Origin of the sequence: Streptomyces sp. NPDC057616 (assembly GCF_042800575.1) — a bacterium.
Taxonomy (GTDB): Bacteria; Actinomycetota; Actinomycetes; order Streptomycetales; family Streptomycetaceae; genus Streptomyces.
This window is the reverse complement of sequence record NZ_JBHVGU010000013.1, coordinates 126,722-150,883: the sequence shown is the minus strand read 5'-3', so window position 1 is coordinate 150,883 and position 24,162 is coordinate 126,722. Positions and strand designations below refer to the sequence as shown.

Genomic DNA, 24,162 nt, shown 5'->3' with positions numbered 1-24,162 from the left:
GGGCGCGAGCTGCCTGCCCACACGGCTGGGGCCGACGCCGGCGGGCTTAGGCGCACGGCTGGGGCCGAGGGGCGCGAGCTGCCTGCCCGCAGAGCTGGGGCCGACCGCAGCGAGGGGTACGCACACGGCCGAAGCCGACGGACGCGGGCCTGCCCGCACGACTGGACCGACGCCCGCCGGCACACACGCACGGCCGAAGCCGGCGGGCACGGGCCGCCTCACACGGCTGGGGCCGACCGCCGCGGGCACACACGCACGGCCGAGGGCGACGGGCGCGGGCCTGCTCGCAGGGCCGTTCCGACCACCGCGAGCGGAGGCATATGACCGGGTCGCCCGCCGCAAAGGGGCCCGCACAGAACCTCCTTACTCATGGGTAGGCACGCCGCGGACCCTTGTTATACATTGCGTCTAACAAGGGCTGCGGCGCCACCAGCGCCTGCCGTCTTCGCCGCCGTCGAACCGGCTCACCGCGCGAGCACCGACGGGGCCAGAGACGACCGCCGGATCAGCGATCACACGCACCGCGCAGTACGCGATCACCGCACCACACAGAAACGGACGTGGGTCCGTCATCCGAGCTGAGGAGTTGGAGCATGGCAACCAGCACGACCCGTCCGGACGTCGATACCGCCGCGCCGAACACCGGTGTCGCCGGCCGGCTGCTCGACTCGTCCGCGAAGCTCTCCTACGACCCCCTGACGGAGGTCGACTGGGAGACGCCGCTGGACGAGGACTTCCACGGCGCCAGCCCGGAGTGGAGCACGCTGTACGGAACGCCGTACTGGGACGAACTCACCGAGGCGCAGCGCAAGGAGCTGACACGGCAGGAGGCCGCCTCCGTCGCCAGCACCGGCATCTGGTTCGAGATGATCCTCCAGCAGCTGATCCTGCGCGACATCTACGCCAAGGACCCCGGCGACGACAAGGTCCAGTGGGCGCTGACCGAGATCGCCGACGAGTGCCGGCACTCGATCATGTTCGCCCGCGGGGCCCGGAAGCTGCGGGCACCGGCCTACCGGCCGCGCCGTGTGGCCGTCGAACTCGGCCGGGCGTTCAAGACCCTCGCGTTCGGCGAGGCCGCCTACGCGGCGATCCTCGTCGCCGAGGAGGTCCTGGACGTCATGCAGCGCGACTGGATGCGCGACGAGCGGGTCGTGCCGTTCGTCCGCACGATCAACAACATCCATGTGGTCGAGGAATCCCGCCACATGAAGTTCGCCCGGGACGAGACGCGCAAGAACCTCGCGAAGGCGGGACCGGTACGCCGGCACATCCACGCCTTCGTCATCGCGGTGGCCGCGTACGTCATCGTCACCAGCATGGTGAACCAGGGCGTCTACGCCAACGCCGGACTGGACCCGAAGCGAGCACTGGCGGCGGCGCGGTCCAACGAGCACCACAAGGCGATGATGCGCTCCAGCTGCTCCGGGCTGATGGACTTCCTCGCCTCGGCCCGGCTGCTCACCAAGCCGGCCCTGGCGTTCTACAAGCGCGCCCACCTCATCTGACCGACCAGGCCCGCACAGCCGATCAGAGCGGACACCATGCCCTACGTCATCACCCAGACCTGCTGCAGCGACGCCACCTGCGTCGCCGTGTGCCCGGTCAACTGCATCCATCCGACGCCGCAGGAACGGGCGTTCGGCAGCACCGAGATGCTCCACGTCGACCCCACGGCCTGCATCGACTGCGGCGCGTGCGCGGACGCGTGTCCCGTGGACGCGATCCACCCGGCGGACGAACTCACCGGCGCGCAGCAGGTGTTCGTCGACATCAACGCCGCCTACTACGCCGGCGCTCCGACACCCGAGCCGGCCGCCGGCAGCCCCAACTTCCACGCCTGGGACAAGCCCGAATTCGAGCGCAACCTGCCGGCCGACTTCCCCGCGCTGCGCATCGCGGTCGTAGGCACCGGGCCGGCCGGCATGTACACCGCCCAGGACCTGCTCCTGCACACGAACGCCGAGGTCACCCTGATCGACCGGCTCCCGGTCGCGGGCGGGCTGGTGCGCTACGGCGTGGCGCCCGACCACCCCATCACCAAGAAGGTCGGCGAGACCTTCGCGCGCTTCCACAACCATCCGCGGGTACGGATGCTGCTCGGGGTGCGGGCCGGCGAGGACGTCACCGTCGACGAGCTCGCCGCCCACCACGACGCCGTCGTGTACGCCGTAGGCGCCTCCGGCGATCGACGCCTCGGCGTCCCCGGCGAGGACCGCACGGGCAGCCTCTCGGCCACCACGTTCGTCGCCTGGTACAACGCCCACCCCGACGTCGCACCCGACGCCGTCGACCTCTCCGCCGAGCGCGTCGTGGTGGTCGGCAACGGCAACGTCGCCCTCGACGTCGCCCGCATCCTCGTCGCCGACCCCGACGCCCTGGCCGCCACCGACATCGCCGACCACGCCCTGCGGGCGCTGCGCGACAGCAAGGTGCGCGAGGTCGTGCTCCTCGGGCGCCGCGGCCCCGAGGACGCCGCCTGCACCCGGCCCGAGCTGCTCGCGCTGACCCAGCTGGACGGCGTGGAGCTGGTCGTCGACGACCACGACCCCCGCATCGCCGCCGCCGTCGACGTGGCGGGCCCCGACGGCATCGCCGCCGTGCTGCGCGGCGTGCCCCGCACGACGGTGGACTGGTCGCGTCCGGCGGGACCGGGCCGGCGCATCGTGCTGCGCTTCCACTCCGAGCCCGCGGAACTGGTCGGTGGCGACGACACCGCGGGGATCCGTTCCGTCTGCGTCACCGGTCCGGCGGGGCGGACCGAGATCCCGGCCGGGACGGTGCTGCGGGCGATCGGCTACCAGGGCACGCCGGTCGAGGGCCTGCCCTTCGACGAGTCCACCGGCACCGTCCCGCACGAGAACGGGCGGGTGACCGGGCTGCCGGGGGCGTACGTCGTGGGGTGGATCAAGCGCGGCTCCCGAGGCGGGATCGGCGCCAACCGGGCGTGTGCCGCGGAGACCGTCGGCACGCTGCTCTCCGACGCCGTCGCGGGCACCCTGCCCAGGCCCACGCTCTCGTCGAAGGCCTTCGCACGGCTCGCCCGCCGTCGCAGCCGGCATGTGGTGGACGCGCGCGGGATGGCGTCCATCGAACAGGCGGAACTGTCCCGAGGCCGCCGCCTGGGCAGGCCCCGCAGCAAGCTGGCGACCGTGCCGGAGCTGGTGAAGGCGTCTCGGCGGGGGTGACGGACCGGGGGCGTCCTGGCACGGATGACGGCTTGGAGGGCGGCGGTCTCAACCGTGCGTCCAGACCTCCCGGCCCCTCCGGGCCGCCCTGCCTCCCGGCCTCCCGGCCCCCCGGTGGCGGCCTCGTCCGAACCGGCACATCCTGCCAGGGTGCGCGGCACGACGGACGGGCCGGTGAGCGTACGTGGTGCGCAGGTCCTCGGCACATCTGTCCCAAAGGGGATGTTTGCCGAGGCCCGTCAAGGTCACCTGGTCAGTCGGGACCGAGCGGCTCCGGGCGAGAACGAGGTGCCCGGACCGCGTCGCTCCGTACTACGAAAGGCAGATTGATGACGGAGACCCCACCTGTCACCACGACCGATTCCGGCGCCCCGGTCGAGAGCGACGAGCATTCGCTCACCGTGGGACCCGCCGGTCCGATCCTGCTGCAGGACGCCTATCTGATCGAGCAGATGGCCCAGTTCAACCGGGAGCGGATCCCCGAGCGCCAGCCGCACGCCAAGGGAAGCGGCGCTTTCGGCCACTTCGAGGTCACCCACGACGTCAGCGCCTACACCAAGGCGGCCGTCTTCCAGCCGGGAACACGCACCGAACTCGTCACCCGCTTCTCGACCGTCGCGGGTGAGCGCGGCAGCCCGGACACCTGGCGCGACCCGCGCGGCTTCGCGGTGAAGTTCTACACCAGCGAAGGCAACTACGACATGGTCGGCAACAACACGCCGGTGTTCTTCATCAAGGACCCGATGAAGTTCCAGCACTTCATCCGCTCCCAGAAGCGCCGCGCCGACAGCAACCTCCGCGACCACGACATGCAGTGGGACTTCTGGACCCTCTCCCCCGAGTCCGCCCACCAGGTCACCTGGCTGATGGGCGACCGCGGCATCCCGCGGACCTGGCGCCACATGAACGGCTACACGTCCCACACCTACATGTGGATCAACGCCGCCGGTGAGCGCTTCTGGGTGAAGTACCACTTCAAGACCGACCAGGGCATCGAGTACTTCACCCAGCACGAGGCCGACCAGATGGCGGCCGCCGACACGGACTACCACACGCGTGATCTGTTCGAGCACATCCGCGACGGCGACTTCCCGAGCTGGACGCTGCATGTGCAGGTGATGCCGTACGAGGACGCCGCGAACTACCGGTTCAACCCGTTCGACCTCACCAAGGTGTGGCCGCACGGCGACTACCCGCTCATCCCGGTCGGCAAGATGACGCTGGACCGCAACCCGACCGACAACCACGCCGAGATCGAGCAGGCCGCCTTCCAGCCGAACAATCTCGTCCCCGGCATCGGCCCCAGCCCCGACCGCATGCTGCTGGCCCGGCTGTTCTCCTACGCGGACGCCCACCGCCACCGGATCGGCGGCAACTACCAGCAACTCCCGGTGAACGCGCCGGTCGTCGACGTCCACACGTACTCCAAGGACGGGGCGATGGCGTACCGGAAGACCACCGACCCGGTGTACGCCCCCAACTCCAAGGGCGGGCCCGCGGCCGATCCCGCGCGCTACTCCCCGCCGAGCTGGGAGGCCGACGGCGCCATCACGCGCGCGGCCTACGTCAATCATGCCGAGGACGACGACTGGGGCCAGCCCGGCACGATGGTGCGCGAGGTCCTGGACGACGCCGCGCGCGACCGCCTGGTCGACAACGTCGTCGGTCATCTCCTCAACGGCGTCTCGGAACCGGTCCTCAAGCGGGCCTTCGAGTACTGGTCGAACATCGACAAGACCATCGGCGACCGCATCGCCCAGGGCGTGCGCGCCAAGGCCGACGAGAAGGACCCCAAGGCGGACCAGCAGGGCAATCCCGCCCGACGCGACATGCAGGCCAAGGCCTGACGCTTCGGGTCCACGCCCCAGGTCCACGGTCTACGGTGGGCTTCCGCATCGCCGCCTCGCCGGCTCGGAAGCCCACCGTTTTTCAACCCACACTCAACGCACGCAGCTCACCCAACTCACGCGTCGGGCGCGCGGAAGCACGCGCTGACCGACTTTCCGTGCGGGCAGGGGTGCGACTCCCATGTGTCGGCCAAGGCGTCCACCAGGAACATGCCTCGCCCGCCGAGTCGCTCCGTGCTGGCCTCGCGGGGAGTCGGCAGATCGCTGGAGTTGTCGTGCACGGAGACATGCAGACAAGCGTCGTCACAGGCCATCACCAGCTGGGCGCTGCTGTGGGCGTGGGTGTGCGCGTTGGTCACCAGCTCGGAGACGGTGAGCAGTACGGCGTCCACCGTCTCCGGAGCGGTGGTGGTCCACCCCAGCGTCTCCAGATGCCCACGCGCCCAGTCGCGGGCCGTTTTCACTTCGCTGTCCAGCGGAAGCGAACGGGCCCAGCCCACTGCCCGAAGCGACGAACTTTCCACAACAATCATTCCGTTCAGGTTCAGGAGAGCGTGCCGGTCTACCCACTCCGAACTCAGCGTTGACCGCGGAGCTTTCCCAGCAGGCGCTGCGCCTGGGCCCGGCGACGCGGGTCGGCGGCGGCCCTGCGCGCCTGTTCGGCCGCGCGCCGCCCCTGGGGACTCCTGGCGAACTGCTTGATGCGCTCCATCATGCCCGGCATGACGCTCCTTTCCTCCATACACCCGATGCACTGTGCTGTTCCCGCTTCGGTTACCCCCGACATGGACGCTCAGCCCTGTCGCCCGCCAACGGTCGGCCGAGGAGGAAAGGAGGCGGAAAAGGGGTCATCCCTGATGGCGGGCCGCGGAGTTCAGACGGAATGCCGAAATGAGGAAGAAGACGCCGCCGAGAAAGGCGTAGCCCGCAAGGTTCTTGAGCGAGGGGTCGCCCTTTCCTGCCTGGGCGATGAACGAGCCGCCGGCGAGCGTGGAGATGGCACCGCTGATGATCATCGCCCACTGACCACCCAGCTTCCGGCGGGTGGCGGCGGCGATGAGCTGCACGAGCCCGGCGGTGACGGCCCAGGCGCCCCACACCCGCAGGACGGCCGGCATGCCGGAAGTGGCGGCCAGGGCCAGACCGACGACCGTCAGCGAACTGATCGCGATGTTCACGAAGAGCGGCGTGGCGCCGGCGCCGTTCGCCCTGGCGGCCCGGGCGTCGACGACTGCGGCCGCGACGTCGAACAGGGGGTAGATCAGCAGGAGCGTCACACTCAGCGGGCCGAGTGTGTCGGCGGAGGTGAAGAGCAGGAGGGCCCATACGGCGGCGAACGCGAAGCGCAGGAAGTACAGCTTGCGCAGGGTCGCCGGGACGCCGGCGGTGGTGGTCGGGGTGGCGACGAGGGTGTCCATGGCAGTGCCTTTCGACGCGAGGTAGAACGTTCTGTCTACCTCGGATTCAAGCGGCGCTGCGGGGCCACTGTCAAGACCGAACGTTCTACCTCACGGACTGGGTATGCTGGGCGGCATGAACCGGAGCCCGGAAGGCCGCACCACGTCGGAAGCACGAACGCGGCTGCTCAACACAGCAACGAAGATCTTCTACGGCGAGGGAATCCATTCCGTCGGCATCGACCGGATCACCACGGAGGCGAAGGTGACCCGGGCGACGCTGTACCGCCACTTCACGGGCAAGGAAGAGCTGGTCCTCGCGTACCTCGGCCAGGCGGACCAGGGAATCCGGGCACAGGTCGCCGCCGCCGAGAAAAGCGCCGATTCGCCGGTCGACAAGGTCAGAGCCGTCGCCGGCTCCATCACCGAGGGCATCCGGTCGCCCGGCTTCCGCGGCTGCGCCTTCCTCAACGCGGTGGCCGAATACCCCGACCCCACCCACCCGGTGCACCAGGCCGTCCTGGCCCACCGGGAATGGTTCCTGGACACGATCACGCAGCTGCTGGCAGAGGTCGGTGACGCACCCGCCGCCCCGGCCGCCCGCCACCTCGTCATGCTGCGGGACGGCGCGATGGCGGCGGGCTGCCTCTTCGACCCGGAACTGATCTCCGAGACCTTCTTGCAGGCCGTGGAGAGAATCCTGCGGTCACGCACCGCCTGACAACGGACCGCCGCACCGAGAGCCCGCCTCAGAGACCTTGCCGGAGATACTGCGCGCCACAGACACGACAGAAGGGTTCCGCCTCGGACGTTCCCCAGGAGGTGGCAGGCAGGGTCTGAGCGTCAGCATCGAGCCGCAGCCCGCAGAGAGCCTGCGTCTCGTCCGCCTTCGGCGCGTCCGTCCCCGACTCATCCGTCTTCGTCATGTGCCAGGTCTCGACGTGGGGATGGTCCGACCGCGCCGGCGCCTCGGCCGCGTACTCGGCACGCACCTCGTACTCCATGGACCCTCCCTTCCCTTCCCGTCGTCTCCCGGCGGCATCTGCAAGGCCCTGCATGCACGCCGGGTTCCCCTGCCGGTACGGGCGAACCACGCACCAGCGGGACGAGTGACAGACCTACCGATCCGACGACCCGCCCATGTCCGTGCGCTCGCTCGTCCACGCGTCCGGACGGTGTACGAGCACCGCCGAGACCACCTCGTGGGAGGAGGCCATGACGTCGCGGACGAAGCGCAGGCGTCCTATGTCCAGGCGGTGCAGTGCCGCGCCGTGGTCGGCTGCGACGACGAGGGAGGCCGCGAGAAGAAGAAGGCGCCACGCTGTCATCACGGGGCGGCGCATCGCGCGCGGCAGCTCCGCCAGGGAGGCGTGCAACCGCTCGCAGTGGAAGGGGACATGGCGCTGTTCGTCGGCCAGGATCCGGCCGGCCACGTCCGTGGTGAGCGCGTCGCCGGTGCCGTCCCGCAGGGCCCGGTAGTAACGCAGCGCCACGACTTCCGCGATCATCAGCACCAGCAGCTCCATGCGCAGGCCCATCAGCCGCCGCAGCCGTACGAAGACCGCGTCGCTCCAGTGGCCGTTCAACGTCGGCATGCCGCCCGCTGCCAGCAGCCGGGCGAGCAGGCGAGCGTGGTTCTGTTCCTCGCGGACGAAGAGCCGGACCGCCTGACCGTAGTCGGGGTCGCCGGCCTCATCCGCCTTCGCGACGAGGTTGGCCCCGTCACCGTCCTCGCCGACCTGGAAACGCTGGATGCCGGCCCACACCGCCGGATGCAGCGTCGCGCCCTGCTCCCAGGCGGGATCGCCGTCGGCATGCCTGCGCTCGCGCTCGTCCTCGAAATGTCTCGTCCACTTGGCGAAGCCGCTCGTCCCCACTCGCACTCCCCTCTCCGGGACACGGCCACCGTGTCCGGAGAAGGACGACGCAGGCGGACGCCGAAACGTTCCGCGGTCGTCCGCCCGCCCGACGTACCGTCACATCGGAACTCCACAGGATTCCCACAAGGACGTCCCCTAGCTTCTCGCGCCAGCAGCGGCGGACTCACCGCCGTTCTTCCTGGTCGCAGCTGTTCTCGAAGAGGGGCCACACCTTCCGCCATGCTGACTGAGACGACACCCTCCGCCGCCCCGACCGGCTCCCCGCAACAGCGCGGCTCCCTGACCCGGTCGCGCCAAGAGCACGAGGCCTTGGTCGTGCGTCTGTTGCGGGAACACGGTCCACTGACGCGATCCGAGTTAGGCACCCTGTGCGGACTGTCCCGCACCACGCTCTACGACGCCGTCGGCGCGCTCATGGACAACGGCACCGTCCTCGCCTCGGTACCGGAAACGGCCCGGCGCAAGCGGGGCCGCCCGGCGGAGGTGCTGGCCCTGGCCCCCGAGACCGGCCTGCTGCTCGGCATCGAATTCGCGCGACGGGCCGTACGGGTGGCCACGATGGACGCGGCACGCGAGATCACCGGCGCGGCAGGCGAGCCCCATGCGCAGGACGCCTCGTGGCAGACCCGCGTCGACCTCGCATGGCGGCTCGCGAACAGTGTGGCGGGCGGAAAGCCGCGACCCGGCACTTTCCGCGGCGTCGGTCTGGGAGTGGTCGGGCCGGTGGCCTTCCGGAGCGGCGAACCGCCGTCGGTGCCCTGGCACAGCGCCGTGTCGGCACTGGTGCGTGCGCGCTTCGGGACAAACGTGCTGCTCGACAACAACACCCGGCTCGCGGCACTGGCCGAGACGATCTGGGGCGCGGCCGCGGGCGAGCAGAACGTGCTGTACCTACGGTTGTCGTACGGCGTCGGCGGTGGTCTCGTGATGGCCGGCGCACTGCACCGCGGGGCCCACGGCCGTTCGGGCATGTTCGGCCACATCTCCGTGGACCCCGACGGCGCGCCATGTCAGTGCGGTGCGACCGGGTGCCTGGAGACGGTGGCCTCGATCGGGGCCGTACTCGACGCCTGCCGCACGGCGGGAACCGCCGTGGCGGACCTACCCGCGCTGGTGACCGCGCTGGAGTCCGGCGACCGGGCCGTGCATGCGGTTCTGGCGCGGGTGGGTGCGCAGGTCGGCCGGGTGCTCGCCGATGTGAGCCATGCCGTGGGACCGGACCTGATCGTCGTCGGCGGTGAGCTGGTCGACGCCGGTCGGGCCCTCATGGCGCCGATCGAGCACACGCTCGCCACGCATGTCGCACGCGGTTCGTACGGAGTCCCGCGGGTGACGACGGCCGGACTCGGCGATCGGGGCACGGCTCTCGGCGCCCTCGCCCTGCTGCGGCAGTGCGGTGATGTGGGAGCGCACTGACGGGAAAACGCCCGGGTTGCAGGGCAACCCGGGCGCCCATGGCGTGGAGCGGAGACGTCAGTGCAGCACCTTCTGGCGGACGACGATGTGACCGGCGTCGGGGTTGAGGCTGCCGCCGAGCCTGCGGAACGCGCCGTCGGTCAGGTCCAGGCACTTGGGTTCCTGCTTGGTGTGCTTGAACGTGCCGCGGTCGTTGATGCGCACGACCAGCGACTTGCCGTTCGCCACGTTGGTGACCCGCACCCGGGTGCCGAAGGGCAGCTGGTGCTTGCGGGTGAGCGAAGTCGCCGCGGTGTTCTTGCTGTTGTCGAATATCTCGCCGTTGGAGGTGGTGCTGCCGGCGGGTATCGGGCCGTAGTGCGTCGCCCAGCAGGTCTGCCGGTGGGCCTGTGCGGAGTCGGACGCGGCCGAACTCGCCGGAGCGAGCGCGACCATGGCGGTCAGTGCGGCTGCTCCGGCCGCGAGGGAGGCGTGCAGGATCCGCTTGGTCATTCTTGGCCTCGTTTCTCTTCTCGTGTTCTTGTGACGGGAGGACGGCGAGTGGCTTTCAGCCGGCCGCGCGATAGGCGGCGCCCACCCTGTTGGCGTGCGTGCCGTGGTAAAGGCCGGTGCCGTCCCCGCGGTTGGTGGAGAGGGTGAACCAGGCGTACCGGTGGACGTAGGGCAGCTGCTGGAGCATGGCCGTCGACTTCCTCACGAATGCGGCCTGCTGCGCCTTGGTCGGATAGCGCGGGGTGCCTGACGAGAAGTCGATCAGCGCGTATTCGGTGAGCCAGATCGGCTTCTTGTAGCGCCGGTGCACGGCCTGGAGATAGCTGCGCAACTGCCCTGTCGCTCGGGGGGTGTTGAAGTCCGCGCCGTACCAGTGCAGGGGGATGAAGTCGACCCGGTGGTGACGGGCCTTGGCCCCCTTCATGAACCGGTCCAGCCAGCCGCCGGCGACATCGCCGCCGGTCGCCACGGCGGGAGCGCCGAGCCGCAGTCCGGTCGACTGCAGCCGGGGCCACAGGTCGAGTGCCTGGTTCACGGTCATGTGCGCCTGGTCCGCCCGGTCGGGCTCGTTGAAGCCGAGCAGGGTGCTGCCCTGCTTCTTGGCCCGGCCGAGCTCCTTCTTCGTCACCGAGCCCGCGTCGTGGATCATGGGCACGAACTCGACCCCGCGCGGCGGCTTGATGCCCTCCTTGCCCGAGGACCAGGTGTAGAACCAGCCGGAGTTCGAGTCGGCGAGTGCCTTGGTGACGCCGTTGAACGTCCAGGCGCTGATGCCCTTCTTCTTCGCCGCGGCGGTGACGGCAGTGGCGTGGCTGCCGGCCGCGAACGCGGTGGGTGCTGCGCCTGGGCCGCCCGCCACGAGTACGGCCGAGAGCACGCACGGCAGGGCCAGGACACGCAAGGTCCGCATGATGTCTCCCTGTTGAGGGTCGATGATTTCCGGCCCGGGAGTCCGGGGCATGCGGGCGTCAGCAGCTGAGGTGCCCGCCGGTGCCGACGTGGAGCATCGTGGTGAACCGCTTGTACTTGGCGATCCGGTCGTGCACCTCTGCCGGGTTGCCACCGTTGCACTCGACGCCGCCGTTGATGCTGCGGATCGTCTCGCCGAAGCCGCCGCTCCTGACCATCGCGTGGTGCGCCGTCATGGTGCCGGGGCCCGACTGGGTCATCCAGTACCAGAGCGCGAGCTTCCAGGTCACGGTGGAGTTCTTCGCCGCGAGGTCGGGGTGGTGCAGCAGGTCGGCATGGAAGGCGTCGCCGGCGGCCTTGTAGTTGTAGTTCCAGCTGATCTGGAGCGGGCCGCGGCCGTGGTACGCGGACTGTCCGGCCGGGCAGCCGTACGGCTCGTCGGCGCAGTAGGTCGGCCAGGCGGCCTTGTTCTGCTCGTTGATGTAGATGAGCCCGCTGGTCTCGTGGCTGACGTTGGCGAGGAAGGCGGCGGCCTCACGCTTGCGGGTCTTGGCGTCCCCGGTGTGCGCGAAGGCCGGGAACGCGTTCATCGCCTTGACCAGGCCCTTGTACGTGTACAGCTTCTTGTGGTGCGGGAACATCCGGTTGTACTGCGCCTTGCTGACGACGAAGCCGCCCCTCTGTTCTGCGGCGGACGCCGTGCCGGCGCTCACATCGATCGCGGAGACCGCGATCAGCAGGGCCGTGAGGACGGCGTACACGACACGTAACTTGCGCATGCGGGAAACTCCTTGGAATAAGGGCGTATTGCCCGTCGGGGAACCTACGTCGGGTGGAGCGCCTTGTTCCCGGACATCGCGGGAACGGGCGCGTCAGACGTGTCAGAACGGGGTCAGCGTCAGGTGCATGTGCCGGGGCCTGCTGTCCTCGATGTACGACGCCCAGTCGGCGACGTCGTCGAACGCGAAGCCGTAGGCCTTGCCGTTGGTGGTCGCCGCGTGCAGGGCCTTGGCGTAGTGGTTGGTGACGTCGGGTCCGTAGAAGGTGGCCGCTCGGGTGGTGGGCTGTTCGGCGTGGCTCAGCAGCGTCGAGCGGTTGAAGGCGGCGCCCAGGACGGCGGCGACGGGGCCGGTGGTCCCGTCGTTGGGGGCGGCGAGGGCACCGTCGCAGAAGAGCACGTCACGGGTGGAGGGCTTGGCGAAGGACACCGATGCCGGCCCGGTGAACGTGAGCGTGTGGTCCCGCACACGGCCGGTGAAGGTGCCGGCGTTCGTGCGGACGACGAGATTCTTGTGCTGGTAGGTGTGCCAGACCTTGTCGATGGAGTGGTCGAAGTAGTGCTGGGGGAAGAGGCCGGCGTCGAGCCCGTGGCTCGGCGCGATGACACGCCGGTCCCCCACGACCAGGCGTGAGAAGGCGTGGTTGTTCCGCAGCGCGTGGAAGACCCGGTCCCGGCCTCCGTCGCGCACCCTGCCGGTGCTGTGGTCCCTCGCCCCGGTCAGCCGGATCATCATCGGCACGCTGAACATGTCGACCATGGTGGTGTTGCAGTGCATCCCGGACGCGTCGTGGGTGAACTCCACGAAGTCGTGCAGCACGGGGTAGTTGGGGTCGGACTTCACCCAGCCCACCGGCTGCTGGAGGCCGATCCTGCCGTCGGCGCCCCGCACGGCCTTGAACTTCAGCTTGTGGCCCAGGGCCACGTAGATGCGGCCGGACATGAGCGGCAGCCGCAGCGTGGTGCCACCGCGGGCGGCCAGCGGGATGGCGTAGTCGGTGAAGCCGCCCGCGTGGTTGTCGGAGAGCTTCACGGGCGCCAGGGTGCCGTGCCGGGTGACCCGTACCTGCCGGTTTCCCTTGCTGCCCACGATGTACAGGTGCACCGAGCGGTTCTCGAAGTCGCCGCTGTTGTTGTGGATCGTCAGGGGCAGTCCGTGCGCGGCGTCGGGAGCCAACTCCGTGTCGGCGAAGGCGCGCGGGGCGGCGGTGACGAGTGCGGATCCGGCCACGGCGGCACCGGCCATCGAGGCGAGCACGCTCCGGCGAGTGGGTGGGCGGGCGGATGACGAAGTCATGTCGGTTTCTCTCCTCGTGTCGTGCGTCTTGGGCAACCGGGGCGCCCGGGCTGCGCGGGACGGCATCCCGGGCGCCCCGATTTCCCTCAGGGGTCGGCGAGTTCGGGAAAGGAGTTACGGACGTCCTGCGCTCCAGCAGCCGTCCCCGCGGCAGTTCTCCAGCCGGGTCAGCGCGGCGTGCAGCTTCGCGAGGCGGGCCCGGCTCAGGCGTCCGGCGATGTTGTGCAGTTCGTCGGGGTCGGAGCGCAGGTTGTAGTACTCCTTGGCGCCGCTGTCGTACTCGACGTAGGTGTACGACGTGGTGCGCATGGCGTGGTAGTTCGGCGGGCTGACGCTCTCGCCGCCGTGGTTGTCGGGGTCGTCCGGCGACCGCTCGGCGTGCCGGTGCTCGATGAGGTTGGCCGTGCGCCAGCCCGCGTCCGATCCGCCGTCCAGCAGCGGGAGGAGGCTGTGTCCGTCCACCCGGGACGCCACGGCGGCGCCACCGATCTTCTGGAACGTCGGCGCGAAGTCGATGTTGGACACCTGTGCGTGACTCGTCCGTCCCGCCGCGACGCCCGGGCCGGAGATCACCAGCGGCACGCGGACGTCGGTGTCGAAGGCCGTCTGCTTGCCGGCCTTGAGGCGGTACTCACCGAGGTGGAAGCCGTTGTCGGAGCTGAAGACGACGTAGGTCCTGTCCGCGACATGGGCCCTGGTCAGGGACTCGCGCAGCTTGCCGAGCAGCTTGTCGACCGCCTGGAGCGACTGGGCACGCTTGCGGAACTTCCGGTCGATCGTGTTCTTCTCACTCCGCGTCAGCGGGTTCTGCCGGGCCAGCCACGGCGGCGCGTCGGTCGGGAGTTTGTCGAAGGCGGGTCCGTGCGGCGCCGTCAGGCCGGGGAAGTCCTTCTTGTCCCGGCGCGCCGGCCTGGACGGACCGTGCGGCGTGAAGAGCGCGACCTCCAGCATGAACGGCTTGTTCGCCGCGGCGGACTTCTTGATGAACGACTGCCCCTTCTTGCTGAGGACGTCGGTCAGGTAGTCCTTGTTCTTCTTCCCGTGCGGCTCGATCCGGTGGTTGTGGGCGAGCTTGTAGCCGTATTCCGGATAGCCGTTGCCGACGACGTCCCACTGGCTCCAGCCCGGCGGCACGTACGGCTGCTGTCCGTCCACCGTGTCCTTGGGGTTGTAGCCGTTGAGGTACTTGCCCATCATGGCCGTCCGGTAGCCCTTGGACTTCAGGGCCGTGGCGAAGGTGTCCTTCTCCAGTCCGTTGTCGTGGAATGCCTGGAATCCGCCGTTGGGCCCGTCGTTGCCGAGCACTCCGGTGTTGTGCGGGTACTCGCCGGTGAAGATGGACGAACGTGAAGGACAGCAGAGTGAGTTACTGACCACGAAGTCGCTGAAGGAGGTGCCCTGCGCCTGGAGTTTCTTCACCTCCGGCATGTACGGCAGCAGATTCGAGGACATGTCGTCGGTCAGGACGAAGACGATGTTCGGCCTGGCCGCGGCGGCGGCCGCGGCCGGCTGCGTGGCGGGGTGGGAGGAATTGGGCGTCGCTCCGCCTACTCCGCTCTGGGCGGAAAACACCATCGCCACAAGGCCGACCGCGAGTGTCAGTAATTGACGAGTGCGAATCATGCGGAGCAGCCTGTCAGCGCAATTCCGGGCCGGTCAATATCCTTTTGCCTCTCACGGAATTATTCCGCGCCGCCGCCAATTAGTCCGACAGGGGCCGCCCTTGCGACGGGGCACGATCTGGAATTGGTTGATTCTGTTACGGTCTCCGGATCGACTGGCTTCCGCCGCGCGAGCTCGTTCGGCGCGATGAAATCGAGGTGTGCATGGCAGGCAAGGCCGGCCGGGTGCTGGTGGTCGACGACGACGCGGCGATACGGCGGTCGCTGGAACGGGGGTTGAGGCTGAGTGGATTCACCGTGGCAGTGGCGGACGACGGTCACACCGGGCTGGCCCGGGCGCGCGCCGACCGCCCCGACATCATCGTCCTGGACGTCTGCATGCCGGGCTTCAACGGCATCGACGTGTGCCGGTCCCTGCGTCACGACGGTGACGACGTGCCCGTCCTCATGCTCTCCGCGCTGGACGAGGCGTCCGACCGGGTGGCCGGCCTGCAGGCGGGCGGGGACGACTACCTCCTCAAGCCGTTCGCCCTGCAGGAGTTGGTGCTGCGGCTGCATGCCCTGTTACGGCGCCGCCCACCGGCCGCCACCGCTCCCCTGCGCGTCGGCGGCCTCGTCCTCGACCCGGCCGCCCGCCAAGCGTCCCTGCACGAACAGCAGTTGAAGTTGACCCGCCGCGAGTTCGCGCTGCTGGAGGCCCTGGCCCGCAACGCCGGCATCGCGCTCACCCGCGAGCAACTGCTGGACCAGGTCTGGGGTTACGACTTCGAGGTCCGCAGCGACGCCGTCGACACCTTCGTCAGCTCTCTGGGCCGCAAGCTGGAGGCGGGCGACCGGCCCCGGATCCTGCACGCCGTCCGCGGGGTCGGCTTCGTCCTGCGCGCGGACCGCCGGACCTCGCACATCGAGGGTGCCTCATGAAGCTGTCCACCCGTATCGCGCTCACGGTCGGCGCGAGCGTACCCGCCCTCGTCCTCGCCTCCGGCTGGCTGCTGCTGCACCTCGTCGGCATCGATCTGCGCGCGCACCAGGACGACCAGCTGCGCGCCCGCGCAACGGTCGTCGCCAAGAACGCCAAGGCCTACCTGGACGTCTCCGGAACCGACCACCCGCTCCTGGAGCAGGTCCGCCGGCAACGTCTCGTCAACTCCGCGCGCGACGTCGGCGTCCGGCTGACCGGCCCCGGGCGACCGATCGCGGCCGGCCCGCAGCCCGAGCCGTACCCGACGCTCCCCCGCAGCGCCCCGAACCCCGTCACCGTGACCGCCGGCGGCAAGGAGTGGCTCGTCCTGTCCCTGCGCGTCGGTGCCGCGAAGGAGGGCTCCACCCCGAATCTGTGGCTGCTGTCGCCGGATACCGCCGAGGACGAACTGGCCCTGGTACGGCGACGGGTGCTGACCGGCGCGCTGCTGGCCGCGGCCCTCGCGGGCGCCGCCGCCTGGGCGATCGCCGCCCGTGCGGTCCTTCCGCTACGGCGACTGCAGCTCCGTACCAGCGGCCTTGACCCCAGGACCAGCGCCGCGCGCCTGGAGCACACGCCGACCCGGATCGCCGAGGTGGACGACCTGGCGTACACCGTGCAGACCGTGCTCGCCCGCTACGACGAGCAGGTCGCCCGTACCGGGGAGGCGCTGGCGACCGCCCGTGCGTTCGCCGCCACCGCCTCCCACGAGCTGCGCACCCCGCTGATGAGCATGCGCACCAACCTCGACATCCTCACCGACCATCCGGATCTCGGCCCCGAGGACCGCACGGAGGTGTTGGGGGACCTCGTACGCGAACACGCTCGGCTGCTCGGGCTGTTGGTGATGCTCAAGGCGCTCGCGCAGGGCGACCTGATCGAGGCGGACGCGTTCACCCCGCTGGATCTCGCCGAGCTCGTGACGGCATCGGTCGGCGACCTGCGGCGCGCGCATCCCGACGCCGAGGTGTCCGTGCGCGCCGCCCATGGGTTGCGCGTCCACGGCTGGGAGCAGGGACTGCGCTCGGCAGTGGACAACCTGCTGACCAACGCCTGGACCCATGGCCGCGACGAGGCCGGCGCCGCCCGCGTCGAGGTGACCCTGCGGCCGCCCGGAGGCGGTGATCGGGCGACGGCCGTGCTCGTCGTGGAGGACCACGGTCCCGGCATCGCGCCGGAACGCCGTGAGGAGATCTTCCAGCGCTTCCGCCGTGGCCCGGACAGTCCCGGCTCCGGGCTCGGCCTCACCCTGGTCGCCCAGCAGGCCGCCCTCCACCGCGGCCGTATCGCCGTGTCGGACCGCCCCGACGGACGGCCCGGTACCCGCTTCGAGCTGCATCTGCCGGCCACCGGTGTCCAGGACGTGGAGCACACCCTGCCACTGCTGCACCGTGACTGGCTGACCGGCGTCCCCGAGCAGACCCCGGCCGACCTGTCCACCCCCCGTCAGCGTTGAGGGGTGACGCTCACCTGCACGGTGAGCGCGCCCTTGTTGTCCTCCGAGCAGGCGCCGGCGGCGGCGTTGATGCCCAGTTGCAGGGTGCCGTCGCCGGCCGCCCGGAAGATCAGCTTCCGCCCGACGGTGTGGACCGGGAAGTCCTGCTCGCCCGCGAGCCGGGCCAGCAGGGCGGCCAACGGCGCCGAAACCTTGATCTTGCAGCCCCTCGGTCCGCCCGGCAGCCCGTCGGTGTGCGCGTCGTAGCCGGCCGGTCCGGTCATGGGCAGCGTTGCGTCGTCGGTGGTCCACGCTCCGGAGACGAACTGCACCGTGACCCGGTCCCCGCGCCGGACGGACACTCCGGCAACCGGCTGCCAGCCGGCCGCCGACCGGACCACCTGGCGGGCCGTGTCCGTCTTCGGGCCGTCCTTGGGCGGCAGCGTCCCGGTGAGGAAGAGGCCGCCCGCAACACCCCCCGCCAGTAAGGCCGTTCCGGCCAGTGCCCACCACGCCCTCTTCGGCCTCGTCGGGTGGGGCGCCGACGGAGGCGTCGGCACGAGCGTCGCGGCGTGACGCCCCGACGGCACGCCCGGGACGTCCGCCACGCCCGCCACACCCGGCACGCCCGGCACGCCCGGCACGCCCGGGGCGAGCCCGCTTCGGCTGCCGGTCATCGTGTCCGCATCCGCAGGCACCGGGAAAGGAAGGACGACGCGTACGGTTGCCGGCGGCAGCGGCTCGGCGTCCGTCCGACCGGCCACGACGCCGTGCAGCGCGGAGCGCACGGCGGCCGCCGAAGGACGGTCGCCCGGGTTCTTGCGCAGCAGCGCTTCGACGACCGGGCGCAGCGGCCCGAGCCGCTCCGGCAGGACGGGATCCTCGTACGCCACGGCGTGCATCGTCGCGGGCGCTCCCGGTCTGCGGAAAGGGGACTGGCCGCCGCACACCGTGGCCAGGGTCGCGCCCAGTGACCACAGGTCGGAGGGCGGGCCGGCCTCCGCGCCCGTCACGCGCTCCGGCGCCATGTACTCGACGGAGCCGACCAGTTCACCGGTGGTCGTCAGGTACTCGCCGTCGTCGAAGGCCGCGATGCCGAAGTCGGTGAGGACGGCGCTGCCGTCCCGGCGCAGCAGGACATTGGCGGGCTTGACGTCCCGGTGCAGGGTGCCGACCGTGTGGGCGGCGTCCAGGGCCTCGACCAGTTGCAGGCCGACGGCGGCGGCCTGCCGGGGGGTGAGCGGTCCGCTCCCGGCGATCCGGTGGGCCAGTGAGGACCCCTCGATGAACTCCATGACGATCCACAGCTGGTCCTCCGACTCGACCAGGTCGTGGACCCCGACCACATGGGGATGCGGCACCCGGGCGACCGCGCGCGCCTCGCGGATCGTACGCCGTACCCGAACCCGGTGGTCCTCGTCGCCCGCGGTGGCAATGTGCAGTTCCTTGGCGGCGACGGGTCGGTCCAGCAGCTGGTCGTGGGCGCGCCAGACCGTCCCCATGCCGCCCCTGCCGAGAATGTCGTGGAGCAGATACCGGCCGGCTATCAGCCGTTCCGGACGCGTGGCCGTGCCACGTTCAGCATCTCCGGATGTCACGCGCTCATGTCTCCTTCGGGAGCTCGGGTCGCCCTTCGCCCGGCGCTCGTGCGTCGTGGCCCGACGCTAGAGCCCTGGGAAAAACGCCGACAAGGCCCTGAGAAGCGGATTAAATGCCCCGCCGCCTGGACTAATTCCCCCGCGTGCCGCCGAGCCGCGTGAGCAACCGTTGACACCCTACGACTTAATTTCTACTGTGTAGCAACCAAGGGAGGGCGTCGATGAGCCGTACGTTGGAGCTGCTGGAGTCGCACGTCAGCGACCGTACGCAGTGGCATTTCGTGGTCCTCCGGGACGCAGACGGCCTGGCGCTGGGCGAGTGCTCCGACTCCGGGGACCCCGCACGGCTGACCGCCGAACTGGAGCTTGCGGCCCGGGAGTTGCGCGGCCGGGACCTGCCGGCGGACCGCCTCGCCATCGTCGACGCGCTCGCGCGGCGGGTGGGCGAGCAGACGGGTCCGGACGCCTTCGTCTCGGCCACGCTCATGGGCGGACTGGAGCAGCTGCTCACCGACCACGCCGCGCAGGCGGCGGGTGAACCGGTCTGGAAGTGGCTCGGGGGGTCGGCTCCCGCGCCTGTACCTCTCTACGCGAACATCAACCGGGTACCCGGCGGACGGACGCCGGCCGATGTGGCGGCTGCCGCGTCGAAGGCGGTGACGGCCGGCTTCTCCGTGGTCAAGTGCGCGCCGTTCGACGTCGCGGACGGAGACCGGTCCCTGGCCGACACCGGTCTGCGCCGGGTTCGCGCGATCCGCGAGGCGGTCGGCGACGACGTCGAGGTGCGCGTGGACTGCCACGACAGGCTTCCCGCCGAGGAGATCCACCGCCTTCTCCCGGTGCTCGAGGACCTGCGCATCGGCTGGCTGGAGGACGCCGTCGCCCTGGACCGGACCCGGGACCTTCGCGCGCTGCGGGCCGCCACCTCGATCCCGCTCGCCGGCGGCGAGTTGATGTTCCACGCCGCGGAGGCCGGCACCGCGGTGGCCGAGGGCCTGATCGACGTCCTGATGCCCGACGTGAAGCACGCGGGCGGCATCGAGCGGGTGCTGTCCATCGCGCGCGGCGTGCCGGATCTCGCCGTCTCGCCGCACAACCCGTCGGGTCCGGTGGCCACCGCGGCCGCCGCCCACCTCTTCTCCGTCTGCCCCAACGCCACCGAGCTGGAGTACCAGTTCGGCGAAACGCCCTGGCGGTCCGATCTCGTCGGAGGTCTGGAGCGCATGACGGAAGGCCGTCTGCACGCCGACGACCGTCCTGGTCTCGGCCTGACCCTCGACACACGGCATCCGAGTCTTCGAGTCCTGTGGTCCACCACCGTCTAAGGGGAGCGCCATGCCCATACCCCAGCACCATGTTCAGCGCAGGCTCACCCGACGCGGCGCGCTCGTCCTGACGGCGGGCGCGGCCTGCCTCGCCCTCGCCGCCTCGGGGTGCAAGTCGGCCGTCGACGAAGAGGGTTCGTCCGGCCGCAGGCAGGGAGGCACCCTGAACATCGTGCAGAGCGCCGACATCGCACCGAACACCTTCCTGTCCCAGAACAACCCGAACTTCTCGGTCATCAGAACGGTCTTCAACACCCTCACGGAGTACGACCACACCACCCTCAAGCCCCGGCCGCAGCTCGCGACCAGCTGGAAGACCTCCCCCGACCACAGGTCGATCACGCTGCGGCTGCGCGACGGCGTGACCTTCCACTCCGGGCGTCCCTTCACCGCCGACGACGTCATCTTCACCATCAAGGCGATCACGCGGCAGGACGTGCCCTCCCAGTTCAAGCACGTGGCACAGGCGATCACCGGCATGAAGGCCGACGGCGCCCACACGCTGACGCTGCACATGGCCGAGCCGGTCTCCAACCTCTTCGACCTGTTCGAGGTCATGCCCATCGTGGACAAGGCCACCTTCGACGACCTCCTGGCCGGCAGGAAGTTCGTCGGCACAGGCCCGTTCCAGGTCGTCAAGTACACCCCTGGCTCCGGACTGCGGCTCAAGAAGTACGACCACTACTGGAAGTCGGGGCGCCCCTACCTCGACAAGGTCGACATCAACGTCCAGAGCCAGTCGCAGTCGATGAAGGCGTCCCTGCGCTCCGGTCAAAGCCAACTGGCCCTCGATCTCGCCCCCTTGGACACCGTGTCCCTCAAGGGCGACCCGAACTTCAAGGTCATTGCCGCCGACGCCGCCGACGCCGCGTACTACATCGGCTCCAACGTGACGGTCCCACCGCTGAACAAGCCGCAGTTCCGCCAGGCCGTGGCCTGGGCCGTCGACCGCGACCGCATCCTCAAGCAGGTACTCGCCGGCATCGGGCAGACCAGCTCACTGCCCTGGTCGCCCTCCTCACCCGCGTTCGACAAGGACAAGGCCGGCACCTACCACCACGACGTCGGCAAGGCGAAACAGCTGATCGCCCAGGCCAGTGCCAAGAACGCGTCGGTGAACATCGTCTTCAACTCCGGTCTGCCGACGAACCAGGCCATCGCAGAGATCGTGCAGTTCGACCTCAAGCAGGCGGGCCTGCGAGCGAAACTCGTGCCCCTCCAGGCGGCCGACTTCTTCGGCAAGCTGTCCGGCGGCGGACTGCCCGGCCTGTTCGTCAACGTCCACGGCTTCGGCCAGCTGAACCCGGCGACGCTGGTCAAGGGCGCGTTCCCGTTCAACGCCGAGAAGAACGCCTCCAACTTCGACTCCGGCACCTACCGCACCCTCGCCCAGCAGCTCTGGACGACACCCGGCGGCAGCAAGGCCCACGCCGCCTACGCCAGGATGAACGACTTCCTGCTGGAGCAGCAGTTCGTCAACGACCTGGTCGTCAGCTCGCACACGTTCACGATCTCCACCAAGCTCAAGGACCTGAAGTACAACATGTACGACTACCTCGATCTCGACGACGCGTACCTGACGAAGTGAGTGCGCGGCCATGATGCGATACGCCCTCAAGCGACTGCCCTCGGCAGCTCTCGTGCTGGCGGTGGCCTCGGTGCTGGTCTTCTGCGTCCCCCGGCTCGCGCAGGGCGACGCGGCGGACGTGCTGGCCGGGCCGGACGCCACCCCGGCCACCGTCACGGCGGTACGCCACCAACTCGGCCTGGACCAGGGCGTCGTCACCCAGTACCTGCACTGGGTGCGCGGAATCCTCACGGGCGACCTCGGCACCTCCTACGTCCGCCACCAGCCGGCCGGCGCGGCCATCGGTGACGCACTCGGCCAGACCGTCTCCCTGACGCTCGCCGCCCTCTTCGTCGCGCTCCTCCTCGGCGGCATCGCGGGCGTGGTCCTCGGCGTCGGCCGCAACCGGCTGCTGACCAAGGCCACCGGCGCACTCGTCTCGCTCGCCTTCGCCGTCCCGCCGTACGTCAGCGGAGTACTGCTGGTCCTGCTCTTCGCCGTGACGTTCCGGCTGCTGCCCTCGGGCGGCTACGTCTCCCTGGCCCAGGACCCGGAGATCGCCGTCCAGTACCTGCTGATGCCGGCCGTGTGCCTCGGGCTGCCCACCGCCGCGATCCTCGCGCGGTTCCTCTCCGCGTCGATCCGCCAGGTGCAGGACGAGGAGTTCGTCCGCACCGGCCTGGCGAAGGGGCTGCGCACCCGCCGCCTGGTGCGGGCCCACATCATCCCCAACGCCCTGCCCCCGGTCCTGACCGTGCTGGGCATCCAGGTGGGCCAGCTCCTCGGGGGTGCCATCGTGGTCGAGGCGATCTTCGGCTGGCACGGCATCGGGGACCTGCTGGTGGCCTCCGTCCTCAACCGCGACTACGTCCTCGTCCAGGATCTGCTGCTGTTCACCGTCGCCGTGTTCGTCGTGATCCAGACCCTGACCGACCTCGCCCATGCCGCCGTCGACCCGCGTGTCCGCCTGGAGGCGTGATGACCGCCGTCACCGCATCCTCGACCGTCTCCGTCCCGCAGGAGGCCGAGCGCTCCCGCTGGGCCCGCGCACTGCGCCGTCCCGAGACCCTCGCCGGTGTCACCATCGTCGCGGTGCTCTTCCTCCTCGGCGTCCTCGCCCCCTGGATCACGCCGTACGGCGCCGACGCCCAGGGCAGCGACAGCTTCGCCGGGGTCAGTCCCGCGCATCTGCTGGGCACCGACGAATTCGGACGCGACGTCTTCAGCCGTGTCCTCTTCGGCATCCGCCAGGACGTCCTCGTCGCCGGTGTCGCCGTGCCGATCGGCGCCCTCGTGGGCACCGCGCTCGGCCTGGCGTGCGGCCTCCATCGCTTCGTGGACGCCGTCGTCCAGCGGATCTTCGACGTCATGCTGGCCTTCACCGCCCTGGTCCTGGGGGTCGCCGTGGCCGCGACCGCCGTCGGCCCCGGCACGACCGCCATCATGGTCACGGTGGTCCTCGTCAACGTCCCGCTGTTCGGACGGCTGACCCGCTCGGCGCTCCAGTCCCAGCGCGGCCGCGACTACGTCGTGGCCGCCGAGGTCATCGGCGCAGGACGGGCGCGCGTCATCGTGCGGCACATCCTGCCCAACGCCCTCGACGCCCTGATCGTGCAGGCCGCCCTCAGCCTGTCCATGGCCGTGTTCATCGAGGGCGCCATGAGCTTCGTCGGCATCGGCATCCGCCCGCCGGCACCCTCACTGGGCGCGCTGCTGCGCACCAGCGTCAACTTCCTCAACCAGAACCAGTGGTACGCGCTGGGCCCCATCGTCGTGGTCACCGCGCTGGTACTGGGCTTCAACCTGATCGCCGACGGCCTCAACCGGGGACTGCTGCGCCGATGAACACGAACACGAACCCCACGGACACCGCGGCCGCCGTCAGTCCCGCGGGCGCCCTCCTGGGCGAGAGCCCGCGCTGGGACGAGGAGAGCGGGCGGCTGCTGTGGGTGGACCTGTGGCGCGGTCGTCTCCACGCCACGGACCCCGTGGCGGAGACCACCTCGACCACCGAACTGGCGCCGCCCCTCTCGTCCGTGGCGCTGACCGAACACGGATCGCTCGTCCTGACGTCGGGGCTGTGCGTCTTCGAGTGGACCGAGGCCGGGACACGCCACCTCGCCGACGTGCCGGACAGCAGGTGCCTGCGCATCAACGACACCGCCGTGGATCCGGCCGGCCGCCTCTGGCTCGGGACGATGCCACTCCCCCACCGGCCCGGACACCGCGGAGCGCTGTGGCGCCTGGACCCGGGCGAGGACACCCCGGTCCGCGTGCTCGACGACGTGGCCCTGGCCAACGGGATCGCCTGGTCACCGGCCGCGGACAGGATGTACTTCGTCGACTCGCTCCGGCAGACCGTCACCGCGTTTGCGTACGACGTCCGGGCCGGCGAGACGCTCGCTCTGGTCGGCGAGTCCGGCTCGGGCAAGTCCGTGACCGCCATGTCC

General features: G+C 70.2%; 23 protein-coding genes. 12 read left to right on the top strand and 11 right to left on the bottom strand.

Annotation, left to right across the window (positions count from 1 at the left end):
- Positions 1-593: 593 nt before the first annotated feature.
- The 3 genes from ACFU97_RS18420 (at position 594) to ACFU97_RS18410 (ending at position 5,035) form a co-directional block, all read left to right on the top strand.
- Positions 594-1,508 (top strand): diiron oxygenase, encoded by a 915-nt coding sequence (locus ACFU97_RS18420; protein WP_384257359.1) that lies wholly within the window; start codon positions 594-596, stop codon positions 1,506-1,508.
- 36 nt (positions 1,509-1,544) lie between these two features.
- Positions 1,545-3,188, top strand: coding sequence for an FAD-dependent oxidoreductase (locus ACFU97_RS18415; protein ID WP_384257357.1), 1,644 nt, complete (start codon positions 1,545-1,547; stop codon positions 3,186-3,188).
- Between the two features lie 329 nt (positions 3,189-3,517).
- Positions 3,518-5,035 (top strand): catalase, encoded by a 1,518-nt coding sequence (locus ACFU97_RS18410; RefSeq protein WP_384257354.1) that lies wholly within the window; start codon positions 3,518-3,520, stop codon positions 5,033-5,035.
- A 116-nt stretch (positions 5,036-5,151) separates the two neighbouring features.
- Here the strand turns inward: ACFU97_RS18410 and ACFU97_RS18405 are convergent, their stop codons facing one another.
- From ACFU97_RS18405 to ACFU97_RS18395, 3 genes are all read right to left on the bottom strand, one after another.
- Positions 5,152-5,559 carry an ATP-binding protein gene (locus ACFU97_RS18405; protein ID WP_384257594.1) on the bottom strand — a complete coding sequence of 136 codons (408 nt, stop codon included), beginning with the start codon at positions 5,557-5,559 and terminating at the stop codon, positions 5,152-5,154.
- Positions 5,560-5,612: 53 nt separating this feature from the next.
- Positions 5,613-5,759: a hypothetical protein gene (locus tag ACFU97_RS18400; RefSeq protein ID WP_384257352.1), complete on the bottom strand. Its 147-nt coding sequence runs from the start codon at positions 5,757-5,759 to the stop codon at positions 5,613-5,615.
- Positions 5,760-5,883: 124 nt separating this feature from the next.
- A complete protein-coding gene (locus ACFU97_RS18395; RefSeq protein WP_384257349.1) occupies positions 5,884-6,453 on the bottom strand; it encodes a hypothetical protein in 570 nt (189 codons plus the stop codon).
- A 115-nt stretch (positions 6,454-6,568) separates the two neighbouring features.
- Between ACFU97_RS18395 and ACFU97_RS18390 the strand changes: the two genes are divergently transcribed.
- A complete protein-coding gene (locus tag ACFU97_RS18390) occupies positions 6,569-7,153 on the top strand; it encodes a TetR/AcrR family transcriptional regulator (RefSeq protein WP_384257347.1) in 585 nt (194 codons plus the stop codon).
- 28 nt (positions 7,154-7,181) lie between these two features.
- Here the strand turns inward: ACFU97_RS18390 and ACFU97_RS18385 are convergent, their stop codons facing one another.
- Positions 7,182-7,436 carry a hypothetical protein gene (locus tag ACFU97_RS18385; protein ID WP_384257344.1) on the bottom strand — a complete coding sequence of 85 codons (255 nt, stop codon included), beginning with the start codon at positions 7,434-7,436 and terminating at the stop codon, positions 7,182-7,184.
- Positions 7,437-7,550: 114 nt separating this feature from the next.
- The gene (locus ACFU97_RS18380) at positions 7,551-8,309 is read right to left on the bottom strand and encodes a ferritin-like domain-containing protein (protein WP_384257341.1); all 759 of its coding nucleotides are present in this window, start codon (positions 8,307-8,309) and stop codon (positions 7,551-7,553) included.
- Between the two features lie 222 nt (positions 8,310-8,531).
- On the opposite strand from ACFU97_RS18380, the gene ACFU97_RS18375 reads away from it, so the two are divergent.
- A complete protein-coding gene (locus ACFU97_RS18375) occupies positions 8,532-9,728 on the top strand; it encodes an ROK family protein (RefSeq protein ID WP_384257338.1) in 1,197 nt (398 codons plus the stop codon).
- Between the two features lie 57 nt (positions 9,729-9,785).
- Here the strand turns inward: ACFU97_RS18375 and ACFU97_RS18370 are convergent, their stop codons facing one another.
- The 5 genes from ACFU97_RS18370 to ACFU97_RS18350 form a co-directional block, all read right to left on the bottom strand.
- A complete protein-coding gene (locus ACFU97_RS18370; protein WP_384257336.1) occupies positions 9,786-10,220 on the bottom strand; it encodes a septal ring lytic transglycosylase RlpA family protein in 435 nt (144 codons plus the stop codon).
- Positions 10,221-10,275: 55 nt separating this feature from the next.
- Complete coding sequence (locus tag ACFU97_RS18365) at positions 10,276-11,130, bottom strand: glycoside hydrolase family protein (protein ID WP_384257334.1); 855 nt, start codon at positions 11,128-11,130, stop codon at positions 10,276-10,278.
- 58 nt (positions 11,131-11,188) lie between these two features.
- On the bottom strand, positions 11,189-11,908 hold the full coding sequence (locus tag ACFU97_RS18360) for a chitinase (RefSeq protein ID WP_384257332.1): 720 nt from the start codon (positions 11,906-11,908) through the stop codon (positions 11,189-11,191).
- A 102-nt stretch (positions 11,909-12,010) separates the two neighbouring features.
- Entirely contained in the window at positions 12,011-13,204 is a 1,194-nt protein-coding gene (locus ACFU97_RS18355; RefSeq protein WP_384257329.1) for a beta-1,3-glucanase family protein, read from the bottom strand.
- Between the two features lie 114 nt (positions 13,205-13,318).
- Entirely contained in the window at positions 13,319-14,779 is a 1,461-nt protein-coding gene (locus ACFU97_RS18350) for a sulfatase (RefSeq protein WP_384257327.1), read from the bottom strand.
- Between the two features lie 251 nt (positions 14,780-15,030).
- Here ACFU97_RS18350 and ACFU97_RS18345 point away from each other — a divergent pair, with 251 nt between their 5' ends.
- Positions 15,031-15,747 (top strand): response regulator transcription factor, encoded by a 717-nt coding sequence (locus ACFU97_RS18345; protein ID WP_384257324.1) that lies wholly within the window; start codon positions 15,031-15,033, stop codon positions 15,745-15,747.
- Complete coding sequence (locus tag ACFU97_RS18340; protein ID WP_384257322.1) at positions 15,744-17,243, top strand: sensor histidine kinase; 1,500 nt, start codon at positions 15,744-15,746, stop codon at positions 17,241-17,243. The genes ACFU97_RS18345 and ACFU97_RS18340 overlap by 4 nt, the downstream gene beginning before the upstream one ends.
- Here ACFU97_RS18340 and ACFU97_RS18335 read toward each other — a convergent pair.
- Complete coding sequence (locus ACFU97_RS18335; protein ID WP_384257319.1) at positions 17,234-18,820, bottom strand: protein kinase; 1,587 nt, start codon at positions 18,818-18,820, stop codon at positions 17,234-17,236. The genes ACFU97_RS18340 and ACFU97_RS18335 overlap by 10 nt on opposite strands.
- A gap of 221 nt (positions 18,821-19,041) precedes the next feature.
- Here ACFU97_RS18335 and ACFU97_RS18330 point away from each other — a divergent pair, with 221 nt between their 5' ends.
- The 5 genes from ACFU97_RS18330 to ACFU97_RS18310 all read left to right on the top strand — a co-directional run.
- A complete protein-coding gene (locus ACFU97_RS18330; protein WP_384257317.1) occupies positions 19,042-20,145 on the top strand; it encodes a mandelate racemase/muconate lactonizing enzyme family protein in 1,104 nt (367 codons plus the stop codon).
- A gap of 10 nt (positions 20,146-20,155) precedes the next feature.
- Positions 20,156-21,733, top strand: a complete 1,578-nt coding sequence (locus tag ACFU97_RS18325) for an ABC transporter substrate-binding protein (RefSeq protein ID WP_384257315.1) — start codon at positions 20,156-20,158, stop codon at positions 21,731-21,733.
- A gap of 10 nt (positions 21,734-21,743) precedes the next feature.
- A complete protein-coding gene (locus ACFU97_RS18320; RefSeq protein ID WP_384257312.1) occupies positions 21,744-22,691 on the top strand; it encodes an ABC transporter permease in 948 nt (315 codons plus the stop codon).
- Positions 22,691-23,557: an ABC transporter permease gene (locus ACFU97_RS18315; protein ID WP_384257310.1), complete on the top strand. Its 867-nt coding sequence runs from the start codon at positions 22,691-22,693 to the stop codon at positions 23,555-23,557. Before ACFU97_RS18320 ends, ACFU97_RS18315 begins: the two co-directional genes overlap by 1 nt.
- Positions 23,554-24,162 (top strand): SMP-30/gluconolactonase/LRE family protein (locus ACFU97_RS18310; protein WP_384257308.1); only part of this gene is annotated, 609 nt, incomplete at its 3' end. The genes ACFU97_RS18315 and ACFU97_RS18310, both read left to right, overlap by 4 nt.

Coding starts and splice junctions, on each gene's coding strand:
- ACFU97_RS18320 (WP_384257312.1), top strand. CDS start 21,744: ATGATGCGATACGCCCTCAAGCGACTGCCCTCGGCAGCTCTCGTGCTG.
- ACFU97_RS18385 (WP_384257344.1), bottom strand. CDS start 7,436: ATGGAGTACGAGGTGCGTGCCGAGTACGCGGCCGAGGCGCCGGCGCGG.
- ACFU97_RS18340 (WP_384257322.1), top strand. CDS start 15,744: ATGAAGCTGTCCACCCGTATCGCGCTCACGGTCGGCGCGAGCGTACCC.
- ACFU97_RS18325 (WP_384257315.1), top strand. CDS start 20,156: ATGCCCATACCCCAGCACCATGTTCAGCGCAGGCTCACCCGACGCGGC.
- ACFU97_RS18350 (WP_384257327.1), bottom strand. CDS start 14,779: ATGGTGTTTTCCGCCCAGAGCGGAGTAGGCGGAGCGACGCCCAATTCC.
- ACFU97_RS18415 (WP_384257357.1), top strand. CDS start 1,545: ATGCCCTACGTCATCACCCAGACCTGCTGCAGCGACGCCACCTGCGTC.
- ACFU97_RS18315 (WP_384257310.1), top strand. CDS start 22,691: ATGACCGCCGTCACCGCATCCTCGACCGTCTCCGTCCCGCAGGAGGCC.
- ACFU97_RS18375 (WP_384257338.1), top strand. CDS start 8,532: ATGCTGACTGAGACGACACCCTCCGCCGCCCCGACCGGCTCCCCGCAA.
- ACFU97_RS18370 (WP_384257336.1), bottom strand. CDS start 10,220: ATGACCAAGCGGATCCTGCACGCCTCCCTCGCGGCCGGAGCAGCCGCA.
- ACFU97_RS18400 (WP_384257352.1), bottom strand. CDS start 5,759: ATGCCGGGCATGATGGAGCGCATCAAGCAGTTCGCCAGGAGTCCCCAG.
- ACFU97_RS18395 (WP_384257349.1), bottom strand. CDS start 6,453: ATGGACACCCTCGTCGCCACCCCGACCACCACCGCCGGCGTCCCGGCG.
- ACFU97_RS18360 (WP_384257332.1), bottom strand. CDS start 11,908: ATGCGCAAGTTACGTGTCGTGTACGCCGTCCTCACGGCCCTGCTGATC.
- ACFU97_RS18420 (WP_384257359.1), top strand. CDS start 594: ATGGCAACCAGCACGACCCGTCCGGACGTCGATACCGCCGCGCCGAAC.
- ACFU97_RS18410 (WP_384257354.1), top strand. CDS start 3,518: ATGACGGAGACCCCACCTGTCACCACGACCGATTCCGGCGCCCCGGTC.
- ACFU97_RS18345 (WP_384257324.1), top strand. CDS start 15,031: ATGGCAGGCAAGGCCGGCCGGGTGCTGGTGGTCGACGACGACGCGGCG.
- ACFU97_RS18365 (WP_384257334.1), bottom strand. CDS start 11,130: ATGCGGACCTTGCGTGTCCTGGCCCTGCCGTGCGTGCTCTCGGCCGTA.
- ACFU97_RS18330 (WP_384257317.1), top strand. CDS start 19,042: ATGAGCCGTACGTTGGAGCTGCTGGAGTCGCACGTCAGCGACCGTACG.
- ACFU97_RS18355 (WP_384257329.1), bottom strand. CDS start 13,204: ATGACTTCGTCATCCGCCCGCCCACCCACTCGCCGGAGCGTGCTCGCC.
- ACFU97_RS18390 (WP_384257347.1), top strand. CDS start 6,569: ATGAACCGGAGCCCGGAAGGCCGCACCACGTCGGAAGCACGAACGCGG.